17 protein-coding genes are annotated in these 20413 nt (G+C 34.3%); 14 read left to right on the top strand and 3 right to left on the bottom strand.

From position 1 onward, the window contains the following. The first annotated feature begins 37 nt into the window (after positions 1-37). From AC1Q8L_RS01365 to AC1Q8L_RS01355, 3 genes are all read left to right on the top strand, one after another. Positions 38-1855, top strand: coding sequence for a DUF8727 domain-containing protein (locus AC1Q8L_RS01365; RefSeq protein WP_000766193.1), 1818 nt, complete (start codon positions 38-40; stop codon positions 1853-1855). Then, positions 1845-3695, top strand: a complete 1851-nt coding sequence (locus AC1Q8L_RS01360; protein ID WP_001178725.1) for a hypothetical protein — start codon at positions 1845-1847, stop codon at positions 3693-3695. The genes AC1Q8L_RS01365 and AC1Q8L_RS01360 overlap by 11 nt, the downstream gene beginning before the upstream one ends. Positions 3696-3972: 277 nt before the next feature. Further along, a complete protein-coding gene (locus AC1Q8L_RS01355; RefSeq protein WP_000487795.1) occupies positions 3973-4569 on the top strand; it encodes a hypothetical protein in 597 nt (198 codons plus the stop codon). A 96-nt stretch (positions 4570-4665) separates the two neighbouring features. Here the strand turns inward: AC1Q8L_RS01355 and racA are convergent, their stop codons facing one another. Further along, positions 4666-5208 (bottom strand): chromosome-anchoring protein RacA, encoded by a 543-nt coding sequence (gene racA / locus AC1Q8L_RS01350; RefSeq protein WP_000456013.1) that lies wholly within the window; start codon positions 5206-5208, stop codon positions 4666-4668. Positions 5209-5562: 354 nt separating this feature from the next. Here racA and AC1Q8L_RS01345 point away from each other — a divergent pair, with 354 nt between their 5' ends. Beyond that, positions 5563-6918 carry a hemolysin family protein gene (locus AC1Q8L_RS01345; RefSeq protein WP_000356253.1) on the top strand — a complete coding sequence of 452 codons (1356 nt, stop codon included), beginning with the start codon at positions 5563-5565 and terminating at the stop codon, positions 6916-6918. 132 nt (positions 6919-7050) lie between these two features. After that, positions 7051-8475, top strand: coding sequence for an aldehyde dehydrogenase family protein (locus tag AC1Q8L_RS01340; RefSeq protein WP_000716481.1), 1425 nt, complete (start codon positions 7051-7053; stop codon positions 8473-8475). A 102-nt stretch (positions 8476-8577) separates the two neighbouring features. On the opposite strand, the gene AC1Q8L_RS01335 is transcribed toward AC1Q8L_RS01340, so the two are convergent. Beyond that, positions 8578-8970 carry a YueI family protein gene (locus tag AC1Q8L_RS01335; protein WP_000247562.1) on the bottom strand — a complete coding sequence of 131 codons (393 nt, stop codon included), beginning with the start codon at positions 8968-8970 and terminating at the stop codon, positions 8578-8580. Positions 8971-9206: 236 nt separating this feature from the next. Between AC1Q8L_RS01335 and AC1Q8L_RS01330 the strand changes: the two genes are divergently transcribed. Then, on the top strand, positions 9207-10340 hold the full coding sequence (locus AC1Q8L_RS01330; RefSeq protein WP_000425086.1) for a BA2291 family sporulation histidine kinase: 1134 nt from the start codon (positions 9207-9209) through the stop codon (positions 10338-10340). A 33-nt stretch (positions 10341-10373) separates the two neighbouring features. On the opposite strand, the gene AC1Q8L_RS01325 is transcribed toward AC1Q8L_RS01330, so the two are convergent. Continuing rightward, entirely contained in the window at positions 10374-11123 is a 750-nt protein-coding gene (locus tag AC1Q8L_RS01325; protein WP_000083276.1) for a DUF4397 domain-containing protein, read from the bottom strand. A gap of 948 nt (positions 11124-12071) precedes the next feature. Between AC1Q8L_RS01325 and AC1Q8L_RS01320 the strand changes: the two genes are divergently transcribed. From AC1Q8L_RS01320 to AC1Q8L_RS01285, 8 genes are all read left to right on the top strand, one after another. Beyond that, complete coding sequence (locus tag AC1Q8L_RS01320; protein WP_001205877.1) at positions 12072-13382, top strand: aspartate aminotransferase family protein; 1311 nt, start codon at positions 12072-12074, stop codon at positions 13380-13382. Beyond that, positions 13379-14077, top strand: a complete 699-nt coding sequence (gene atoD / locus AC1Q8L_RS01315; RefSeq protein ID WP_000208107.1) for an acetate CoA-transferase subunit alpha — start codon at positions 13379-13381, stop codon at positions 14075-14077. Before AC1Q8L_RS01320 ends, atoD begins: the two co-directional genes overlap by 4 nt. Next, positions 14062-14724 (top strand): CoA transferase subunit B, encoded by a 663-nt coding sequence (locus AC1Q8L_RS01310; RefSeq protein ID WP_000525276.1) that lies wholly within the window; start codon positions 14062-14064, stop codon positions 14722-14724. The genes atoD and AC1Q8L_RS01310 overlap by 16 nt, the downstream gene beginning before the upstream one ends. Positions 14725-14739: 15 nt before the next feature. Further along, positions 14740-16008: a peptidase gene (locus AC1Q8L_RS01305; protein WP_000436691.1), complete on the top strand. Its 1269-nt coding sequence runs from the start codon at positions 14740-14742 to the stop codon at positions 16006-16008. Then, positions 16005-16904: a putative beta-lysine N-acetyltransferase gene (ablB, locus tag AC1Q8L_RS01300; RefSeq protein ID WP_492339392.1), complete on the top strand. Its 900-nt coding sequence runs from the start codon at positions 16005-16007 to the stop codon at positions 16902-16904. Before AC1Q8L_RS01305 ends, ablB begins: the two co-directional genes overlap by 4 nt. 163 nt (positions 16905-17067) lie before the next feature. Then, the gene (gene rocR, locus AC1Q8L_RS01295; RefSeq protein ID WP_023521852.1) at positions 17068-18453 is read left to right on the top strand and encodes an arginine utilization transcriptional regulator RocR; all 1386 of its coding nucleotides are present in this window, start codon (positions 17068-17070) and stop codon (positions 18451-18453) included. A gap of 210 nt (positions 18454-18663) precedes the next feature. Then, complete coding sequence (kamA, locus tag AC1Q8L_RS01290; RefSeq protein ID WP_000902145.1) at positions 18664-20085, top strand: lysine 2,3-aminomutase; 1422 nt, start codon at positions 18664-18666, stop codon at positions 20083-20085. Continuing rightward, entirely contained in the window at positions 20082-20354 is a 273-nt protein-coding gene (locus tag AC1Q8L_RS01285; RefSeq protein ID WP_000995766.1) for a YokU family protein, read from the top strand. Before kamA ends, AC1Q8L_RS01285 begins: the two co-directional genes overlap by 4 nt. Positions 20355-20413 lie beyond the last annotated feature (59 nt).

Below are 20413 nucleotides of genomic sequence, written 5' to 3'. Positions count from 1 at the left end.
TACACTAAGAATAGTATGAAAAAAGAAGGTGACTAAGGTGAAATTACATAAAGCTCTTCAGCCAAGTTTTATAAAACGAATGTACTATATGAGATTTTTAGGGAAATTTACAAAAGCTGAAAAAGAGAAGAGTGGAGAGAATTTCTTTGTACAATGCTTATCGCCAATACCATTCACTTTACAGGAACAATTTGCAAATGAACCCTATGTATTTGAAGGATTATGTAGTAATAAAAAGAATGAAAAAATCTTTTTGGAATTAAAGAAGAGGAAATTAGAAAAGCAATTAGTGATGTTTCGTCTTTATTATGAAAGAGGAAATGTATACGTGGAGTTAATATGTACAGAAGAACCGAAAGAAATAGCAAGCAGCTATAAAATGATTCCGGCACCTAAAGTTACAAATAATAAAAAAAGAGAATCTTTAGAACGAAAACTTAGCAACGGTTATTTATCATTTCTTATGCCAAAATTTCCGAAAGACTTTGAGCCTCCCGAATTATTGTGGCACGATGGAAGACTGTATGGAAACATATCCTTAAAGTCATCAATTAGCTCAATCGCATATTTTGAACAGAAACGTGAATGTAAATATATAAACTGCAGTGACTGGACGAAGTATGTAGAAATAGCGGTAGAAGATCAATTATATTTTGTAAGTGATCATGTGTATGAGCAATTAAAAAAACGAATGCATGAAGAAGGTAAGCTAGTTGAAGTAGAGGATATAAAAGTGCAAAAAGATGAATGGGAATGGGATGAGCGTGAATCGTCTTTTTTACAGTATGTACAAAGTATGGTGCATAATAAAGGGCTATATTTGGATGCAACGGATATATATAATTTCCATATAAGTGTAAAAACAAATATGTTAACGATTCTTGGTGGTATACCGGGCGTTGGGAAATCACGTTTTGTGCAAACTTATGCAGAAGCATTAGGATTACAGTATGGGGAAGAATTGGTTTGGATTCCAATTTCACCATCGTATCAAGAACCACATGATTTACTTGGTTACCTTCATCCAAATGGTACTTTTATTGAAAGTGAAACGAAGTTAGTTAGGACGTTAATGAAGGCGAAAGAAAATCCCAATCAACTGTATATAATCGTTTTTGATGAAATGAACATGTCACATATTGAGCATTGGTTTACTCCATTTTTATCTGTTCTTCAACTTGAAACAAAAAATCGTATTTTAAACTTGTATGAGGGTGTTCAGGACATTGAGAATTCAATTCCATCAACAATTGAAATTGGAGAAAATATTATATTTGTAGGTACTGTGAATTTTGATGAAACAACGAAAGAGCTCTCCGATCGATTATTAGACCGAACGAACTTAATAACGTTACAAAAAATTCCGTTTTGTGAGATGGGCATGGAACTGGGGAAAGTCGTATTACACCCACCTTTGAAAGTAACAGCGGGAGAATTTCGGATAAATTGGATGAGAAATAAAGCGATGATTGAAGTGTTTTCTGAAGAAGAATTAGAGCTATTAGATAAGTTGCATGTCGTATTGTCATCACATGATGCGTCTAAGGGAATTTCTTTCCGATGTGCAAACGCAATTGCGACTTATTTGCAAAATATACCGTTCCAAAATAACCATACCTATATGATTAGTAGAGAAGAAGGGTTTGATTTACAAATAAAGCAGCGTGTATTGACGAAAATCAGAGGGACCGAAATGATGGTTGGTTCTTTACTTTCTGAAGAAGCAAAAAGGGGAGCGACCTTAGTACCTCTTTTGCAATCTGCACTTGCAAACAGAGTATCTACATTTGAACACTCTTTAGCATATATACGAGAAAAACGTAGGGAACTGGAGCTGTATGGATATGCAAAATGAAGGGCGTTACGAAACAAAAATCGTTGATACGAATGAAACGCTCCCTTTTGTATTAAAGTTAATCATTGGAAATGAGGGGAAAGGAGATTATATTTTATTAAATCGTCTTTGTACATCTACTACAGCATTAGTTCAATGCATTTATAAAGTACAAGAATTAAAACCGATTAGATTGCAGTACAATTATGAAATCCCAATGAATATTACTTTTATATGGAATAAAGTATATGAGGGACAGAAAAATATAAAAGAGGCTCAATATGAAATAAATGAAAAAAAACAAAGAGTATTAATATATGAACATGGGAAAACAGAATTCTTTTATCCATGGCGCTGTGGTTTATACCATTTTGAAGTTCGTATAGAAGATACAACGTATTATGGTGCTTTTCAAATCGTACCGAAAAACTTTTTTGATGATCAATTTGAAATGATTCAAGACTATGTGAAGTCAATTTTAAATGAGTTGATTTTGGATAGAGGTTATTATAAAAAGACTTTCTCTGCACTTAGCGATATTGAGGATTCTTCTTATTTAGTGTTGCTTAGAAAGTTACCCCAAAAAATGAAGATGATAAAGCAAATCTTTAAGAAAATAGAATCAAGCTCAAAATTTATAAATGCATATAAATGGGAAGGAAAAGAGAGAAAGCCAACAAGAAAAGGAACCATAGTGGCAGAAAGAAAACCTTATGCAAAACATTATAATCGTAAGTTTATGGAACAAAAAAATAGTAAGGAAAATGCATTTCTTAAATATAAATCGATGCAATTTTATCATTATTTAATTGAAGCTAAAAGTTTTTTACGTCAAACAATTGAAATATTAGAAAGAGAAAAAAAGAAAAAATCAGAAGAGTTTCAAGCCGTAAAAACAATTATACAAACAATTGAGCGTAATGGATCAGTAACCGATAGAGAGAAGCAAAAATATAAAAATATACATTTACTAAAAGAAGCCGATTTACGAAAGAGCTCAATGAAAATACAAGAATATAAAATATTGGCGCACATTGTTCATGAAAATGTACAATATTTTCAAATGTTAATGCACTCCTCGTTTTGGAGGGAAGTTACTGAAACAAGTAACATGAACTTACATGATTTACCGATACCACATCAACAATTACTACATCATTTAGAAGTACTCCCGCAATATACGGATCAATCTCCATCGTTATTATTTGTTTATAAGCCAACGTTTTTAGTGTATGAATATTACGCTTTTTTTATCGTTATTTCAATTTTAGAGCAAATTGGTTTTGAGGCTAGAAATTCCATTCGTGAACAAATACAAGAACATTTTTATGTAGATGGATTACAAGATGGAACGACAGTAGTTTTACAACGAGATGATTTAAAGGTGCATGTCGCATTTAATGACTTAATTGAAACACATCCTCTTATTGCATTAAGTAAAGGGAGTAATTTTTACAATGGTGAGGATACGAAGAAGCCAGATATTCGCTTAGACTGTTATGTAAAAGAAGATGGGAAATACGTATATAAATCTTCTATTATTATTGAAGTGAAGTATAGTCCAATGTACAATATTTTTCAGCACGTCGGAAATACGAAAGCAACTGAGCAAATGTATAAGTATTGGTCTATAAAGTATGTAGAAGAACAGGATGGAAAGCGAGTCTATTATCGAAGGTCAATTTATGAAGTCATTTGTGTATATCCAGGAAGCCATATGCATAGTAAAAAAATTGAGTCTGGATGCGGTGTTTTCTTGCAGTTATATCCATATAAGACGAAACAAGGGGAAGAGAAATTAGCTGGAAAACACGGGATGGTACAAATTTTTGAAAAGTGGTTAAAAAGCATTGAGAAGTAAAAGAAATCCTTTTTCATAAAGGATTTTTTTAGATTAAGAAGAATTATATGCTGTATGGAAAGAAACATATTGTAAGTTAGATTTGAAAAGTGATACAAATGTGTTATTAAAAGGAATGTGAGCGCGGGATAAAAGTCGATTAAATTGGAATCTAATTCATTTTGCAGAATATAATAAGTAATAAATATTTTTAGTTGCATACGAAGATTTGTTCTTATATGATAGATAGTGAAAGCGTTATCAAAAAACAGAGCGACGATGGGAAAGGCGGTTAAATATGTTCCAGCGTGTTCAAACAAAGGAAGAACATTTTGGGTTCGAGCAACTATGGGGAGATTTTTGTGAAGAAAGAAACTTAATGTTCGTAGAACGTAATTTAAATCCATCACGATTTTTATTAATAGAAGATGAACATCCTATTGGTACAGTAGAATGTATTAAGTATACGGTACCTGAACAATCAAATTCTGAGTTTTTCTATCCGTTTTCTAAAAATGATTTAGTAAAAGATTTGAAGAATGTGTATGAAATAGGCAAGTTAAGTATTTCGAAAACGTCTCGTGGGAGAGGACATTTTAAAAGGTTAACAGCTATTTTATTTATACATGCGTTAGAAACAAAAGCTGAATGGTACATTGCAGCAGTAACAAAAAGAATGTATATGTATTTACTTACACTCGGTTTTCCAATTGAACCGATAGATAATCCATTTCAGTTTCATGATACTTTACAAGGTGTACCAGTAAGAATACATGCTCGAAAAGGGGTTACGCATTTGTATTCTTTAAAAGAATTTCGTGATGTGATTCAAGGGAATGCTCATGCACAGGCATTAATTGCAGAATACAGTAAAAATATTATGTTAACGAAATAAAACGAAGTGAATATGTATAATAAAGAGAATAATATTTTTATAAGATATAACTCTTCATTAAAAAAGACCCTTATTATTTTAATAAGGGTCTAAAAATTATAATCCAAATATACTAAAAATCATTTTGCGGCGCTTCGGTTTCTTTTCTCGTTCGTATGTTGGTTTTGAATCAGGAGTAATATAAATGGGTTCTTCTTTCGTTAGGGCAGCTTCTAACTTTTGAATTCGTTCTAACATTTCCTCCATTTCACGACGGTGTTGTAAAAGTTGGTACGTGACGACATCATTTGCCTTATCTTGCATTTGTTCTTCCATTCGATCGAGTCTTCTCGTAATAGTGTTTAATTGATCAGCTAATTGTTCAAAATCATTCGATGATATGTTTTGAACAATTGTATTGACTTGAGTTTTTAATTCTTCAACCTCATTTGAGGAAGTCTTTTGAGTAGGTTGAGGATTTTGAGACTGCTCTATTTGAAATAGATGGTGTTCTAACATTTGATCGACATCATCTTGTGTAAAAATAAAGTGGCCATATTTGTTTTTTTCTATCGTAAGATTTAATTGTTGCGCGATCCGGACAACAGCCTTTGGGCTAACACCTAATTTTTTTGCGATAAATGGTGTTTTATATTCCAAAATAATCCCTCCTATATATATCCTGTTGAATGATTTCGAGCTATGAAGTAAGTTCCCTTCTAGTGCGACAAAAGAAGTGTGGAATCGGCAAAGAAAGTGTTTTTTCACGAAATTGAGTTGAGAAGAATAGTTCGTTTAAATAAAAAAATTTTATCGTAACATTTAGAATAATTTGACGAGTGTAAATGAATTAGATTATCATAATGATAAATATCTTTTTTATGTATGCATATAATATATAAAAAGGTGGTTGCTAATGTAGAATTTTGTTAGAGTATTAGAATGCTTACTTCACTTGAATAAAATTAAGTAGGAGGTGGCTTCCTTGCTTACAATGTAAGTAAGGAAAAGTATTTGGACATATATAGTATAAGTATAGTGATTGTTTTAATTGCCTTAACGGCATTTTTCGTTGCAGCAGAATTTGCAATTGTTAAAGTGAGAAGTTCACGAATTGACTATTTAATTGCAGAAGGAAATAATCGTGCAACATCGGTCAAAACAGTCATTACAAACTTAGACGAATATTTATCTGCTTGTCAGTTAGGAATTACTGTTACAGCTTTAGGAATTGGGTGGTTTGGTAAACCTGCGTTAAAGCAAATGTTTGATACGCTTTTTGCAAATTGGAATATCTCTACTCAACTAGCAGACATTTTTGCTGTAACTTTAGTATTTTTGTTAATTACTTTTTTACATGTTGTAATAGGGGAATTGGCCCCAAAAACATTTGCAATTCAAAAATCTGAACAAGTGAGTTTGCTTGTTTCTAAGCCGTTAATTTTCTTTTATCGTATTGCATTCCCATTCATTTGGCTATTAAATGGTTCAGCTCGAATCATTACGAAGCTGCTAGGGCTGAAACCGCCGAAGGGGCATGATGAGGTTCATTCAGAAGAAGAATTACGGTTGTTAGTTTCAGAAAGTTATAAAAATGGTGAGATTAATCAATCTGAATATAAATATGTAAATAAAATTTTTGAATTTGATGATCGGATTGCAAAAGAAATAATGGTACCTCGAACTGAAATGAATATTATAAGTAAAGAAATGCCTGCTGAAGAAGCTTTGCAAAAAATGTCTCGCGAAAAATATACAAGGTATCCAGTTGTTGATGGTGACAAAGACCACGTAATAGGTTTTGTGAATTTTAAAGATATTTTTACTGAGTTTGTACAACATAAAGCTGTTAATAAGAAGACAGTAGAGCAATATATGAGACCAATTATTTTAGTTATCGATTCTATTCCAATTCATGATTTGTTTTTAAAAATGCAAAAAGAAAGAACACATATTGCTATATTGATAGATGAATATGGTGGGACATCTGGACTTGTTACTGTTGAAGATATTTTGGAAGAAATTGTTGGAGATATTCAGGATGAGTTTGATACGGATGAGCAGCCAGAAATTCAAAAGGTTAGTGAAACGAAGACGATACTAGAGGGAAAAGTACTTGTTAGTGAAGTGAATACGTTATTTGGTTTAGGGATTGATGATGATGGTGTTGATACAATCGGTGGTTGGATTTTAACGAAGAATATAGAGATTGCTGAAGAGGATTCCGTTGAAATTGAAAATTATAAGTTTTGTGTGAAAGAATTAGATGGACATTATATAAAAAGATTAGAAGTTACAAAGATAGTAGAATCGATTGTTATTTTAGAAGATGAAAAACAAATTTCGTTACAAGAGCAAATTAGCTCGTAAACTCTGCTATATAGCAGAGTTTTTTTGAGCATAATGTTTTTTGAGGGATAAGGGCTATGATACAATGACATAAGTTGAAACCTTCACTAGGTGAAGTATTGTTGTATACATATATTTGGAAGGAGAAGAAGTATGAAAAAGCATTTATATATAAACGGAAATTGGAAATCTGTAAACACGTATAAACCATTATACGCACCATATTCTGAAGAAACATTAGCGGAAATTGCACAAGGAACGGAAGAAGATGTAAAAGAGGCTGTTACTGCTGCAAAAAATGCAATGATAAAAATGAATAAATTATCTGCATATGATCGTGCGACTATTTTAGAGAAAGTTGCACAAAAAATGGATGAAAGAAGAGAAGAATTTGCAGAGATTATTGCAAAAGAAGCTGCAAAACCAATACGTGCTGCAAGGGGAGAAGTAGATCGTACTGTTCAAACGTACAAATTTGCAGCTGAAGAAGCGAAGCGTATATATGGTGAGACATTGCCATTAGACGCCGCACCTGGTGCGGATGGGCGTATTGCATATACAATCCGAAAGCCGATTGGGGTTATAGGGGCTATTACACCATTTAATTTCCCGTTAAATTTAGTAGCGCATAAAGTTGGACCAGCAATTGCTGCTGGAAATACAGTTGTATTAAAGCCAGCTGATCAAACGCCATTATCATCTTATGCATTAGTTGAGTTATTTGAAGAGGCAGGATTGCCAAATGGAGCTTTAAATATCATTTCTGGCCCTGGCGTCACGGTTGGTGAGGCAATCGTCAAAAATGATTACGTTGCTTCTATTACTTTTACTGGAAGTCCAAAAGTTGGAATCGGAATAAAACAAAAGGCTCGGCTAAAACGAGTTACGTTAGAACTAGGCTCAAATGCTGCTGTTATTATTGATGAAGATGTAGAGTTAACAGATGAAATAATTGAACGTGTAAAATGGGGAGCATTTGTTAATAATGGGCAAGTTTGTATTTCCGTACAACGTGTTTTTGTACATGAAACGAAAATGCATGAATTTCTCTCGAAGCTAAAGAAAGCGATGGAATCAGTTGTTGTTGGTGATCCACTGCTTGAGGAAACGGATGTATCAGCTTTAATTTCAAAAAAAGATGTAGAGCGAATTGATATGTGGGTTCAAGAAGCAATTAAGGAAGGAGCAACTGTTTTATGCGGTGGTAAGAAGCGGGATGCAAGAATTTTTGAACCAACTGTATTAACAAATGTTCCAGATCATGTATCTGTGCAGTGCCAAGAAGTATTCGGTCCACTCATGACAGTAAATACATTTAAAGAATTTGATGAAGCGATTGAGCAAGTAAATAATTCGCGTTACGGCTTACAGGCAGGAGTATTTACAAATAATTTATTTAAAGCAATGCGTGCAATTGATGAGCTAGAGGTTGGTGGTGTCATGATTAATGATATTCCAACGTTCAGAGTAGATCATATGCCTTATGGTGGTGTGAAAGAAAGTGGCACGGGGCGCGAAGGAATTAAATATGCAATAGAAGAAATGACAGAAATGAAATTAGTATGTATTAAAAAATAAAATAGAAAACTTAAAATTTGCGCTAAAAAACGAGTAGGGAATGTTTACGATTCCATACTCGTTTTTTTACGCTTTTAGTAACTATTTAATTAAGTGTAACTTTTACTTCATTTCTTGTTTGAAAATAGTATCTTCTACATAAATTTGTTCTTTATCTACAGCAGTAGCATGAGTTAATACTAAACCGATTGGTGTTTCTGTATCTTTATTTTGAACAATTGTAAAAGGAACATTTTTTTCGTTTGCTAATTTAATGTATTTTGATAAATGTGGGTAAGCAATGCTACCATTTAGGAGGAGTTGTAATGATTGAGAAGAGCGCATGCTACCTGCCACTTCAGAGTATACATTACTTTGCATTACTTGACCGATCGTTAAAGCGATTTCTACACGCTCACGTAATGTAGTTAAATACATATTACGTTCTTCTGGTTTGTTTTGCTTTTGGCCGTAAATGCCTTCTTGGAGATAATCTTCCACATTTTTATTTACCATATTTTTCACACCTTTCATTTTCTATTGTACGCAAGAATTAAAAATGATGCAAAAAAAAGTCGTTTTGACTACGGAAATAATGAAAATATGTGAAGGAAAAAGGGAATTTGCATACAATTAGTTAAATAAGAAAGAAAAAATAATTTTATCAACAGAAATTAACAAAATGTGACAAAAATCTATTAACGAATCGTATTTTTTGTGTTAATATTCAAAATATAAAGGGTATTCGTCGTATGGAAATGGAGGGAATGGAGGTTTTTCCAATCGATAAGGATATTAAAGAAATATTTTGTTCACACTTGAAAAACAATAGGCACCAATTCGTAGAGAACTGGAAAAACAAAATGATAATTTCCGAAAAAGATCCATTTAAACTAGAAGTAGTTCAAAATGGAGAGGATTTACTAGAGTTAATTATCGAACTTACTATGGAAGATAAAGATATAAATTATCTTCAACCGTTATGCGAGAAAATTGCTATTGAACGTGCTGGAGCAGATGCGAATATTGGAGATTTTGTTTATAACGCAAACGTGGGAAGAAATGAACTTTTCGAAGCGATGTGTGAATTAGATGTTAGCGCTCGTGAATTGAAACCAATTATGGCAAAAATACATACTTGTTTTGACAAATTAATTTATTATACTGTTTTAAAATACTCGGAAATTATATCGAAGAATTTAGAGGAAAAACAGCAATATATTAACGAAACACATAAAGAAAGGCTGACGATTTTAGGACAAATGTCAGCTAGTTTTGTACATGAATTTCGTAATCCGCTTACTTCCATTATGGGGTTTGTCAAATTATTAAAGGCAGATCATCCGAGTTTATCGTATTTAGATATTATTTCGCATGAATTAGATCAATTAAATTTTCGCATTTCGCAATTTTTACTCGTATCGAAAAAAGAAATGTGGAATGAATCGGAACGGTTTTGGCTTAATGACTTGTTTCAAGACATTATACAATTCTTATATCCGAGTTTGGTCAATGCGAATGTTTTGATTGAAAAGAATTTACCGTATCCAATTCCGCTTGTTGGTTATCGAAGTGAAGTGAGACAAGTATTTTTAAACATATTAATGAATTCAATTGATGCTCTTGAATCAATGAAAGAAGAACGAAAAATTATCATTGATGTATTTGAAGAAGATCAAGCTATTCGAATTGTGATAAAAAATAATGGACCAATGATTCCAGCTGAAAATGTAGAAACGATTTTTGAACCATTTGTAACTACTAAAAAGTTAGGAACTGGTATTGGATTATTTGTATGTAAACAAATTGTGGAAAAACATAATGGATCCATTATGTGTCGATCAGATAACGATTGGACAGAATTTCAAATTGCATTTCAAAAATAAACAGTCTACACCAAATGAATGGTGTAGACTGTTTTAATTTGTAAGTATAACGGCTTCTAATTTAGGATCTTTAGTTGAATAACCTACTATTGAAATTGTATAAATAACATTTGGTTCAACATTGAATTTCGGAATAGTCAATAAAACGTTTTTATTATCTGCGAGTGAAATTTCAATATCTGCTGTACCAGGGCTAACTTGTAAAAAATCTGTTATTTGTTTAAAGAGTACATTTTCAAATAAATGATCTCCATCTTTTAAATCTACATTTACAACAGGGGTATCTGGAGAGAAATGTGCAAAGCGTATTTTAGCTTGACCAGCTGGTAAATGTGTATTATCAAGTATAGGTTGTAATTGTAGGTGATTATCACTATTTATTGCAGCAAGAGTATAAGTATGATTTCCCATTATTGGTACCAATGCTGAAAAGATTGGAGTTTCATTTCCGACAGGGACAATATCTATACGGTATTTACCTTGCACTAATGATAAATAAGGGCTGAATTGCTTAAATGAAATACTTTTAATAACCTTTTGTCCGTTTACTAAAATATCAACCGCTGATATATTTGGATCGGCATGAAAAATTCTTATATGTGACGGTAAAGCAGCTTCTTGTGAATCCCTTTTCTCATGCGCCTGTACAAGTTTTGAAAGTGCATCGCAATATTTCATATATAATTCTATATATTTTTTAGGATTACGAAACTGATAGTAACGTGCGAGCTGTTCGTATTGCGTAACTTCTTGTCCATATTTTTCAATTTCAGATTGAGACATGAACATTCCTCCTTTGTCATCATTAAAACTATATGCGAAGCAAGAAAGCGGTTATGCGAAAAAAATAATTTTATAAAGGGAAAATTAAAAATTGACAACAAATATGTTTTCATAAAGAGGTGCTGGTGCTTACGAGTATTTGGCAGAGTAAAGCAGTACATATGACTGCACGAAAGTAAAATAAATGCCAAATTGAAACTGCATTTCAATTAACATATTGAATACATGTCCAGCAATCGCTAGAAAACTAGAGTTTTTTTTAATTATAGGCAAATACACATACAAAGTGATAATTGTCCTACATAAATTATAAAGGAAAGGTAGTTTGAATCTGAGGAAAGGGGTGCCACTTCGGGATAGGGATATCCCGATAGTAATTGTGAATGAAGTTATGAAAAGGTTTTGTCTTATAGGCTGTAGGATGAATTTGTAAACATGATTTTTCTATTTATTTTAGCAATTGACAGTATTAACCCATAAGAGAGCGTCATGACGAACTGATTAGTGTGGTTAATCGGTTCTTTTTTTATAGTTTAAAAATGAAAAGTTTACATATTAAATATGAATTTGAATTGGTTAGTAAGGTGGGGTGTCGAAATTTGTTTTAAAATATGCAATTTAAAGTAGGATATTAGGAAGGAGTTTAACGGGAGTTCCGTCGAAGTGTACAGAATGTCGGCATTTAAGGGCAGCTGGCATTATGCTATAAAAACATTTGGTGATGTAGTCATTTCATATAAAAGGGAGGGTTATTTGGGCGTATAGAAAAGGATTGGTCTTCACTTTGAGTTCTGAATTTTCTGTTTTATAAATATTTTTAAGCACTCATTTGTATATTTTATAATAGTTTTTTGATAAATTCACTGCTTTTGCAGAGGATTCTTTTTTATGAAAGAAACGTCAATTTTCTTCATATATATATACAAATTGGAGAAATGGGGGAGCGCTATGCGCGATTACTTAATTAAACCACTTGTTGGTCAGCCGTATCCAATGATTTCACATGGAAAAGGTGTTTATTTGTATGATCAAAATGGTAATAAATATTTTGATGGTTCGTCAGGAGCAATTACGGCAGGTATTGGGCATGGCGTAAAGGAGATTGCAGACGTTATTAAAAAGCAAGCTGAGGAGATTGCTTTTGTTTATAGATCACAGTTTACGAGTGAACCAGCTGAAAAATTAGCAAAGAAGTTAAGTGATTTAAGTGTAGGAGATTTGAACTGGAGTTTCTTTGTAAATAGTGGTACGGAAGCAAATGAAACAGCTATGAAAATTGCAATTCAGCATTTTCAAGAGCGAGGTATTCAAGGGAAACATAAAATATTATCAAGATGGATGAGTTATCACGGTATTACGATGGGTGCGTTATCGATGTCTGGTCACCCACTACGTAGACAACGTTTCGTATCTATTTTGGAAGATTATCCGACTATACCAGCTCCATATTGTTTCAGATGCCCTGTTCAAAAGGTATATCCAACTTGTCAGCTGGCATGTGCGACTGAACTAGAAAGATCAATTGAAAGAATTGGTGCAGAGCATATTGCTGCTTTTATTGCTGAGCCGATTATCGGAGCAGCTGGAGGCGCGGTTGTTCCGCCGAAAGACTATTATAAAGTCATTAAAGATATTTGCGACCATTACGATATTTTATTTATTGCGGATGAAGTGATGACTGGGCTTGGTCGTACTGGAGCATGGTTTGCAATGGAGCATTGGGGTGTAGAACCGGATATCATGACACTTGGTAAAGGGTTAGGAGCGGGATATACACCGATGGCAGCGACAGTTGTAAGTGATCGTGTTATGGAACCAATATTACGTGGGTCACGTTCAGTAATGAGCGGTCATACGTTAAGTGCCAATCCATTGTCTGCAGCAACGGCTTTAGCTGTTATTGAATATATGGAGAAACATAATCTCCCTGAAAAAACAGCAGAAAAGGGAGAGTATTTAATAAAAGGCTTACAGAAAGTTCAGCAACAATCGACAATCATTGCTGATGTGCGCGGAAAAGGGTTGCTAATCGGAGTAGAATTGCAACCGTTTACAAAAGCGTCGGAGCTTATTTCAGTTGCAGCTAAAAATGGCCTACTTTTATACCAAGCAGTTTCAGGGCAAGCAGGAAAAGAAGATAGTGCACTGCTTGTAGCACCGCCAATGACAACTACATATTCCGAGTTAGATGAATTACTTTCAATTTTCTCTAAAAGTGTGGAAGAGATGATGCAAAAAGGAGGGCATAGTATCGCATGACAACTATTACAAATACATTCGGTAAATTAAAAGAAATTGAGGAAGTAATTTCTTTGTTCCATGATGATATGACATTAATGTTTGGGGGATTTGGAGGGATTGGATCCCCTCCATCTTTAATACAGGCAATTTTAGAAAAAGGCGTTACAAATTTAAATTTGATTGGAAATGACACTGGATTCCCTGATGTAGGTATCGGTCGTCTTGTTACAAATGAAAGAGTTAAATCACTAATTACTTCTCATATTGGCTCCAACCCAAATGCAGGAAGGCAACTAAACGAGGGAAGATTACAAATTGAGTTTTCTCCGCAGGGAACATTAGCAGAGCGCATTCGCGCTGGTGGCGTTGGTCTTGGTGGTGTTTTAGTTGATGTTGGTGTTGATACGATTGTGGAAGAGGGAAAACGAACAGTTGAAATGAATGGTAAGACCTACTTAGTTGAAACAGCATTAACTGCTGAAGTTTCAATTGTATATGCGAAAAAGGCAGATCCGTTTGGTAACCTTGTATTTGACAAAAGTGCACGAAATATGAATCCTCATGTAGCGATGGCTGGGGATATAACAATTGTAGAAGCAGAAGAAATAGTCCCGCTTGGAAGTTTAGATCCAGAGGAAATTGTCGTTCCAGGTGTTTTCGTAAATTATATTGTACCGTCGGAAGGAGTGAACTGGAAATGGGTATGGGCGTAGAAGTGAGGGATAAGATTGCTAGGCGTGCGGCGAAAGAAATACAAAATGGTATGATTGTAAATTTAGGTATTGGCATACCATCGCTTGTACCAAATCATTTGCCTGACGATATAAATGTTATGTTTCATGCGGAAAATGGAATCGTCGGCATGGGACCAACGCCAAGTAAAGGGAATGAAGACGAAAATTTGTGTAATGCAGCAGGTTTACCAACTTCTCTTATAACAGGAGCGAGTTATTTCGATAGTTGCACAGCGTTTGGTATGATTCGAAAAGGTTTGCTAGATATAACGATTCTTGGTTCATTACAAGTAAGTGAAAATGGTGATTTAGCAAACTGGATTGTACCTGGAAAACGTGTTCCAGGTATTGGTGGAGCAATGGATTTAGCACAAAAAGCGAAGCGGGTCGTTGTTGTGATGAATCATGTTGATAAGTACGGAAATGCAAAAATTGTTTCAGAGTGTACATTGCCATTAACTTCAAAGAAATGTGTAGATTTAATTATTACTGATATGGCAGTCATGGAGGTAACTCCGAGTGGACTTATATTACAAGAATTAATGAGCCCATACACAGTAGAAGATATAAAACGACATACAGAAGCTGATTTTCAAATTAATTCTAACTTACTAGTAATTGAATGAAGGGAGATGTAATATATGGAGCAATTAAAAAAGCAAGTTTGTGATTATATTGAGAGCCATGAAGAGGAAAGTGTGAAATTTTTAAAACGATTAATTCAAGAAAAGAGCGTATCTGGTGATGAAAGCGGTGCGCAGGCGATTGTGATTGAAAAATTACGTGAATTAGGTTTAGACCTCGATATATGGGAGCCTTCTTTTTCTAAAATGAAAGATCATCCTTATTTTGTATCACCCCGTACAAGTTTTTCAGATAGCCCAAATATTGTAGCAACTTTAAAAGGAAGTGGCGACGGGAAATCTATGATATTAAATGGGCATATTGATGTAGTTCCAGAAGGGGATGTGAATCAGTGGGAACATCATCCTTATAGCGGTGAGAAAATAGGAAATCGTATATATGGCCGTGGAACGACGGATATGAAAGGTGGAAATGTCGCACTCATGCTTGCAATGGAAGCGATTATTGAATCTAGCATTGAATTAAAAGGAGACATCTATTTTCAAAGTGTAATAGAAGAGGAAAGTGGCGGAGCAGGGACATTAGCAACTATATTACGAGGATATAAGGCAGATGGTGTCATTATTCCAGAGCCTACTAATATGAAGTTTTTCCCGAAACAACAAGGTTCCATGTGGTTTCGTTTACGTGTAAAAGGGAAAGCTGCACACGGTGGAACGCGTTATGAAGGGGTTAGTGCAATTGAAAAAAGTATGTTTGTTATAGAACATGTAAGAAAGCTAGAGGAGAAAAGAAATAGTCGAATTACAGATCCTTTATTTAAAGGGATTCCGATTCCAATTCCAATTAACATTGGGAAAATTGAAGGAGGGAGTTGGCCAAGTTCTGTTCCAGATGAATTAATTTTAGAAGGAAGATGTGGTGTTGCGCCGAATGAGACTATAGAGGCGGCAAAAGAAGAGTTTGAGAATTGGATTGTTGAATTAAATGATGTGGACAATTGGTTTGTTGAAAATCCAGTAGAAGTAGAGTGGTTTGGAGCGAGATGGGTTCCTGGTGAATTAGAAGAGAATCATGAACTCATTACAACACTTCATCACAACTTTGTTGAAATCGAAGGGAACGAACCAATTATTGAAGCATCTCCGTGGGGGACTGATGGAGGTTTATTTACACAAATTGCAAACGTACCAACAATAGTATTTGGTCCAGGAGAGACGAAAGTAGCACACTATCCAAACGAATATATAGAAGTTGATAAAATGATAGCTGCCGCAAAAATTATTGCATGTACATTACTAGATTGGTGTGAGGTGAAAAAATGAAATACTATGAATCTTTTAGAGAACAGACGAATTGTTATACAGTAGAAGGCGTTTTAGATTATTTTAATAAGCGTATTCGGGTAGATCACTATACAGGAAATGTTGAAAGTATTATACAGACAATTGACGAACTAGCAGAGGAACATTCTTTCACTAAATGTATTATTAAAGGAAAGGGAGAGCATGTTTCAACATGGCTCTCTTTCGGTTTTTTGTTGGAAGCAACGATACCTCATTATTTTCAAGGACACGATGCATACTTTTTGGTGAAATATAATAATGATGAAAGACGAAATAGTATGTATTGGACTGAGGAAGATACTATATTAAGCGGTGTAAAAGGAAAAGAAATAAAAGAAAAAGTAGTTCCAGAGAAATTTTTGCTGAGAAAAGCGACTGAAGAAGATGCAGAAGAATTAGCAACTGTATTCGGAAAAGTATTTGAAGTGTATCCGACACCTTTAAATGAAGCGAGTTATGTATTACAGACGATGAAAGAAGACGATACAATTTACTACGTATATGAATATGAGGGAAAAATTATTAGTACAGCATCTGCAGAAATGAATATAAAAGAAGGGAATGCAGAATTAACGAATTGTGCTACTTTACCTGAATATCGTAAACATGGATTTATGAAAAGTTTACTAATTAAATTAGAGGAAGAGCTTCGAGAAAGATCTATTTTCTGCTCCTATACAATTGCTCGATCGCTTTCTTTCGGAATGAATGCTGCCTTTCATCAATTAGGTTATACGTATACAGGAAGACTGGCGAATAATTGCTACATTTTCGATAAGTTGGAAGATATGAATATATGGGTGAAAGATCTATCTAGCTATTCGAAAGCAGTAAAACTTCCGCCTCAAAATTCGGCTGTAAAGCAAAACAGTTAGGTGGAGCTGGGTGTTCGAAAAGCTGTACTAATTAGAGTTTCGAGTTATCTAATGAAAATATAAAATTGGTCAAAATTATAGAACGGAATCGTCATGCTTACAATCGCACATAGGTGTGCCGAAAATTCGGCATATAATTGCTGGATTTTCGGCAAGAGGGGGGATGACATTGCTAGCAGTTTCGACACAAGAAGTCATTGAAGCGATTTTGGGCAGTATTGATGAGGCTATACACGCTGTAGATGAGAATGGAATTACAATATTTTATAATTCTGTAGCTGCGAAACACGATGGATCGAAGATTGAAAAAGTGTTAGGGAAACATCTGTTAGAAGCGTTCCCGTCTTTATCAAGGGAAACGAGTACATTGATGAAAGTACTAGATACAAAAAAACCTATCGTACATCAAGCACAGCATTATCAAAATTTAAATGGTGAAGATGTTTGTACAGTAAATACGACGTTACCTATTTTTATAGATGGGAATATTGCTGGGGCTGTTGAAATTGCAAAGGATTACTCTACAATTCAAAAACTTACTGACACAATTGTTGACTTACAGTCGAAAATAAAGCGATCATCTAGAAAAAAAGTGATTAAAAAGCATGCTGCATTTGAGACGATAGTGACAAATGATACGCGGTTTAAACAGACGAAAGAGTTAGCACAAAAAGTAGCACCAACAGACGCAAATGTTTTAATATATGGTGAAACAGGAACAGGAAAAGAACTGTTCGTACAAGCAATTCATGAAGCTTCTAAAAGAAAAAACAAGCCATTTATTGCACAAAACTGTGCAGCTTTACCAGAGTCGCTATTAGAAAGTTTATTGTTTGGAACGACAAAAGGAAGCTATACAGGAGCGATTGAAAGAGCTGGGCTATTTGAACTTGTTGATGGTGGTACATTATTTTTAGATGAACTGAATTCAATGCCTCTTGATTTGCAGGCAAAAATGTTACGAGTGTTAGAAGATGGAGTCATTAGAAGAATTGGTGATAATAAGACGAGAAAAGTAGATGTTCGTGTTATTACCGCAATGAACCAGCCTCCAGAAATATGTTTACGAGAGAATAAAATTCGCACTGATTTATATTATCGCTTAAACGTATTTTCATTATATATCCCACCGCTTCGTGAAAGAACTGAGGATGTACTATTATTAGCATCTTATTTTTTGAAAGAATATAATAAAAGTTATAAAAAAGGTGTACTTCAAATTGATGAGGAAGCGAAAGATAGACTGCAAGCTTATCAGTGGCCTGGAAATGTCCGAGAGTTAAAACATACGATTGAACATGCTGTTATTATTGCAGAAGGGAATACATTAACAGCCAATTGTTTACCACGTACATTTCGGAAAGAGAATTTTTCGAAGAAGAAGGGTATAATGCCACTTAGAGAAGCACTTCATCAAACAGAAAAAGAATTAATAGATCAAGCGTTGATTGAAACGGAAGGGAATATATTACAAGCCGCAAAAATGTTAGGTATCCCTCGTCAAACGCTTCAATATAAACTGAGCAAGTACGACAAAACCGCCGAATAATCGGCGGTTTTTGTGTGTTTGCACGAATAAAAGAGCGTTTACATATATAAAAAGTAATGAATATGATGTTAAGTATTGATTTCATACAACGCTTAAAAATATTTTTTCGCTTATGTAATAGGGTTCTCCGCACATTTACTTATCAACAATGTAAAGTTGGCATAACTATTGCTTATATAAAGGATGAGCGTATAAAAAGGGGGAATAGCAATGTTACATGATGTATACAAACCAAATCGTCACTGGAAGGATATCGAATTATGGAAAGATGTTACTGAAGAGCAATGGAATGATTGGGTTTGGCAATTAACGAATACGATCAAAACGTTAGATGACTTAAGAAAAGTAATTAACTTAACACCTGAAGAAGAAGAGGGCGTTAAAATTTCAACGAAAACGATCCCGTTAAACATTACACCGTACTATGCTTGGCTAATGAATCCTGATGATCCACGCTGTCCGATTCGGATGCAATCAGTACCGATTTCGGAAGAGTTATATAAAACAAAATATGATTTAGAAGATCCGCTTCACGAAGATGAAGATTCACCAGTTCCAGGGCTAACACATCGTTATCCGGACCGTGTACTATTCTTAGTAACAAATCAATGTTCTATGTATTGTCGTTACTGTACACGCCGTCGTTTTAGTGGACAAATTGGAATGGGTGTACCGAAGAAACAATTAGATGATGCGATTGCTTATATTAGTGAAACACCACAAGTACGAGATGTATTAATCTCCGGTGGTGATGGACTTCTAATTAACGATAAAATTTTAGAATATGTATTAAAAAATTTACGTGAGATTCCGCATGTTGAGATTATTCGTATCGGAACGAGAGCACCAGTAGTATTCCCACAACGTATTACAGAAAATTTATGTAACATTATTAAAAAATACCATCCAGTATGGTTAAATACACATTTCAATACATCTATTGAAATTACTGAAGAATCGAAAAAGGCATGTGAAATGTTAGCGAATGCTGGTGTTCCAGTCGGAAACCAAGCAGTAATTTTAGCTGGTATTAACGACAGCGTTCCAATTATGAAAAAACTTATGCATGACTTAGTAAAAATCCGTGTACGTCCATATTACATTTATCAATGTGATTTATCTGAAGGTATCGGTCACTTCCGTGCACCAGTATCTAAAGGTCTTGAAATTATTGAAGGTTTACGTGGACACACATCTGGTTATGCTGTTCCGACATTCGTTGTTGATGCGCCAGGTGGAGGCGGTAAAATTGCACTTCAACCAAACTATTTAATCTCACAAAGTGCAGATAAAGTTGTACTTCGTAACTTTGAAGGTGTTATTACGACGTATCCAGAGCCAGAGAGCTATATTCCAGGAAGAGCGGAAGGATACTTTAAAGAGATTTATCCGAACTACGAAGAAAAACGTTCAGATGTTGGTATCGCAGGTCTTATGAGCGATAAGAAATTTAACCTCGTTCCAGACGACTTACAGCGTATGAACCGTCGTAAAGACTATGAAGATAATGATACGCATGCATCTTTAAAAGATAAACGTGATAAGCGTGATCAATTAAAAGATAAAAAATATCAAGCACAAATGGCTAAATTAGAAGAAAACGACAAAAAAACTGAGGGTGATGCAGTATGAATTGTATGTGGTGTGACAGTACAGAAGCGAAAGAAAGCTTGAATACTGTATATTGGGAATTACCAGATGGTACGAAAGCCATTGAAATCCAAAAGACACCATGTATTTCTTGTTCCTCGTGCGGGATGGACTATCAATCAGACCATACAGTAAAAGAAATTGAAGATCAATTATTTTTAATTTACACGAAAGATTTACCAAAACAACTAACGTATGAAGAATTAATGGGAAGACCGCGTCTATTAAAAAGAAATTATTTCGACTTTTAACCAGCTTTTATGCTGGTTTTTTTCTTTTTCGCCTTGTATAATGTACCCAAGTTAGAAAG

Source organism: Bacillus sp. GW823-FHT06A11 (genome assembly GCF_058795355.1).
Note: the sequence above shows the minus strand (reverse complement) of the source record. Positions and strands in the feature narration are given on the sequence as shown.

Excerpts from the sequence above, each read along its gene's own strand:
- AC1Q8L_RS01360 (WP_001178725.1), top strand. The coding sequence starts at position 1,845 with ATGCAAAATGAAGGGCGTTACGAAACAAAAATCGTTGATACGAATGAA.
- AC1Q8L_RS01355 (WP_000487795.1), top strand. The coding sequence starts at position 3,973 with ATGTTCCAGCGTGTTCAAACAAAGGAAGAACATTTTGGGTTCGAGCAA.
- AC1Q8L_RS01340 (WP_000716481.1), top strand. The coding sequence starts at position 7,051 with ATGAAAAAGCATTTATATATAAACGGAAATTGGAAATCTGTAAACACG.
- AC1Q8L_RS01335 (WP_000247562.1), bottom strand. The coding sequence starts at position 8,970 with ATGGTAAATAAAAATGTGGAAGATTATCTCCAAGAAGGCATTTACGGC.
- AC1Q8L_RS01330 (WP_000425086.1), top strand. The coding sequence starts at position 9,207 with ATGGAAATGGAGGGAATGGAGGTTTTTCCAATCGATAAGGATATTAAA.
- AC1Q8L_RS01325 (WP_000083276.1), bottom strand. The coding sequence starts at position 11,123 with ATGTCTCAATCTGAAATTGAAAAATATGGACAAGAAGTTACGCAATAC.
- AC1Q8L_RS01320 (WP_001205877.1), top strand. The coding sequence starts at position 12,072 with ATGCGCGATTACTTAATTAAACCACTTGTTGGTCAGCCGTATCCAATG.
- atoD (WP_000208107.1), top strand. The coding sequence starts at position 13,379 with ATGACAACTATTACAAATACATTCGGTAAATTAAAAGAAATTGAGGAA.
- AC1Q8L_RS01310 (WP_000525276.1), top strand. The coding sequence starts at position 14,062 with ATGGGTATGGGCGTAGAAGTGAGGGATAAGATTGCTAGGCGTGCGGCG.
- AC1Q8L_RS01305 (WP_000436691.1), top strand. The coding sequence starts at position 14,740 with ATGGAGCAATTAAAAAAGCAAGTTTGTGATTATATTGAGAGCCATGAA.
- ablB (WP_492339392.1), top strand. The coding sequence starts at position 16,005 with ATGAAATACTATGAATCTTTTAGAGAACAGACGAATTGTTATACAGTA.
- rocR (WP_023521852.1), top strand. The coding sequence starts at position 17,068 with ATGACATTGCTAGCAGTTTCGACACAAGAAGTCATTGAAGCGATTTTG.
- kamA (WP_000902145.1), top strand. The coding sequence starts at position 18,664 with ATGTTACATGATGTATACAAACCAAATCGTCACTGGAAGGATATCGAA.
- AC1Q8L_RS01285 (WP_000995766.1), top strand. The coding sequence starts at position 20,082 with ATGAATTGTATGTGGTGTGACAGTACAGAAGCGAAAGAAAGCTTGAAT.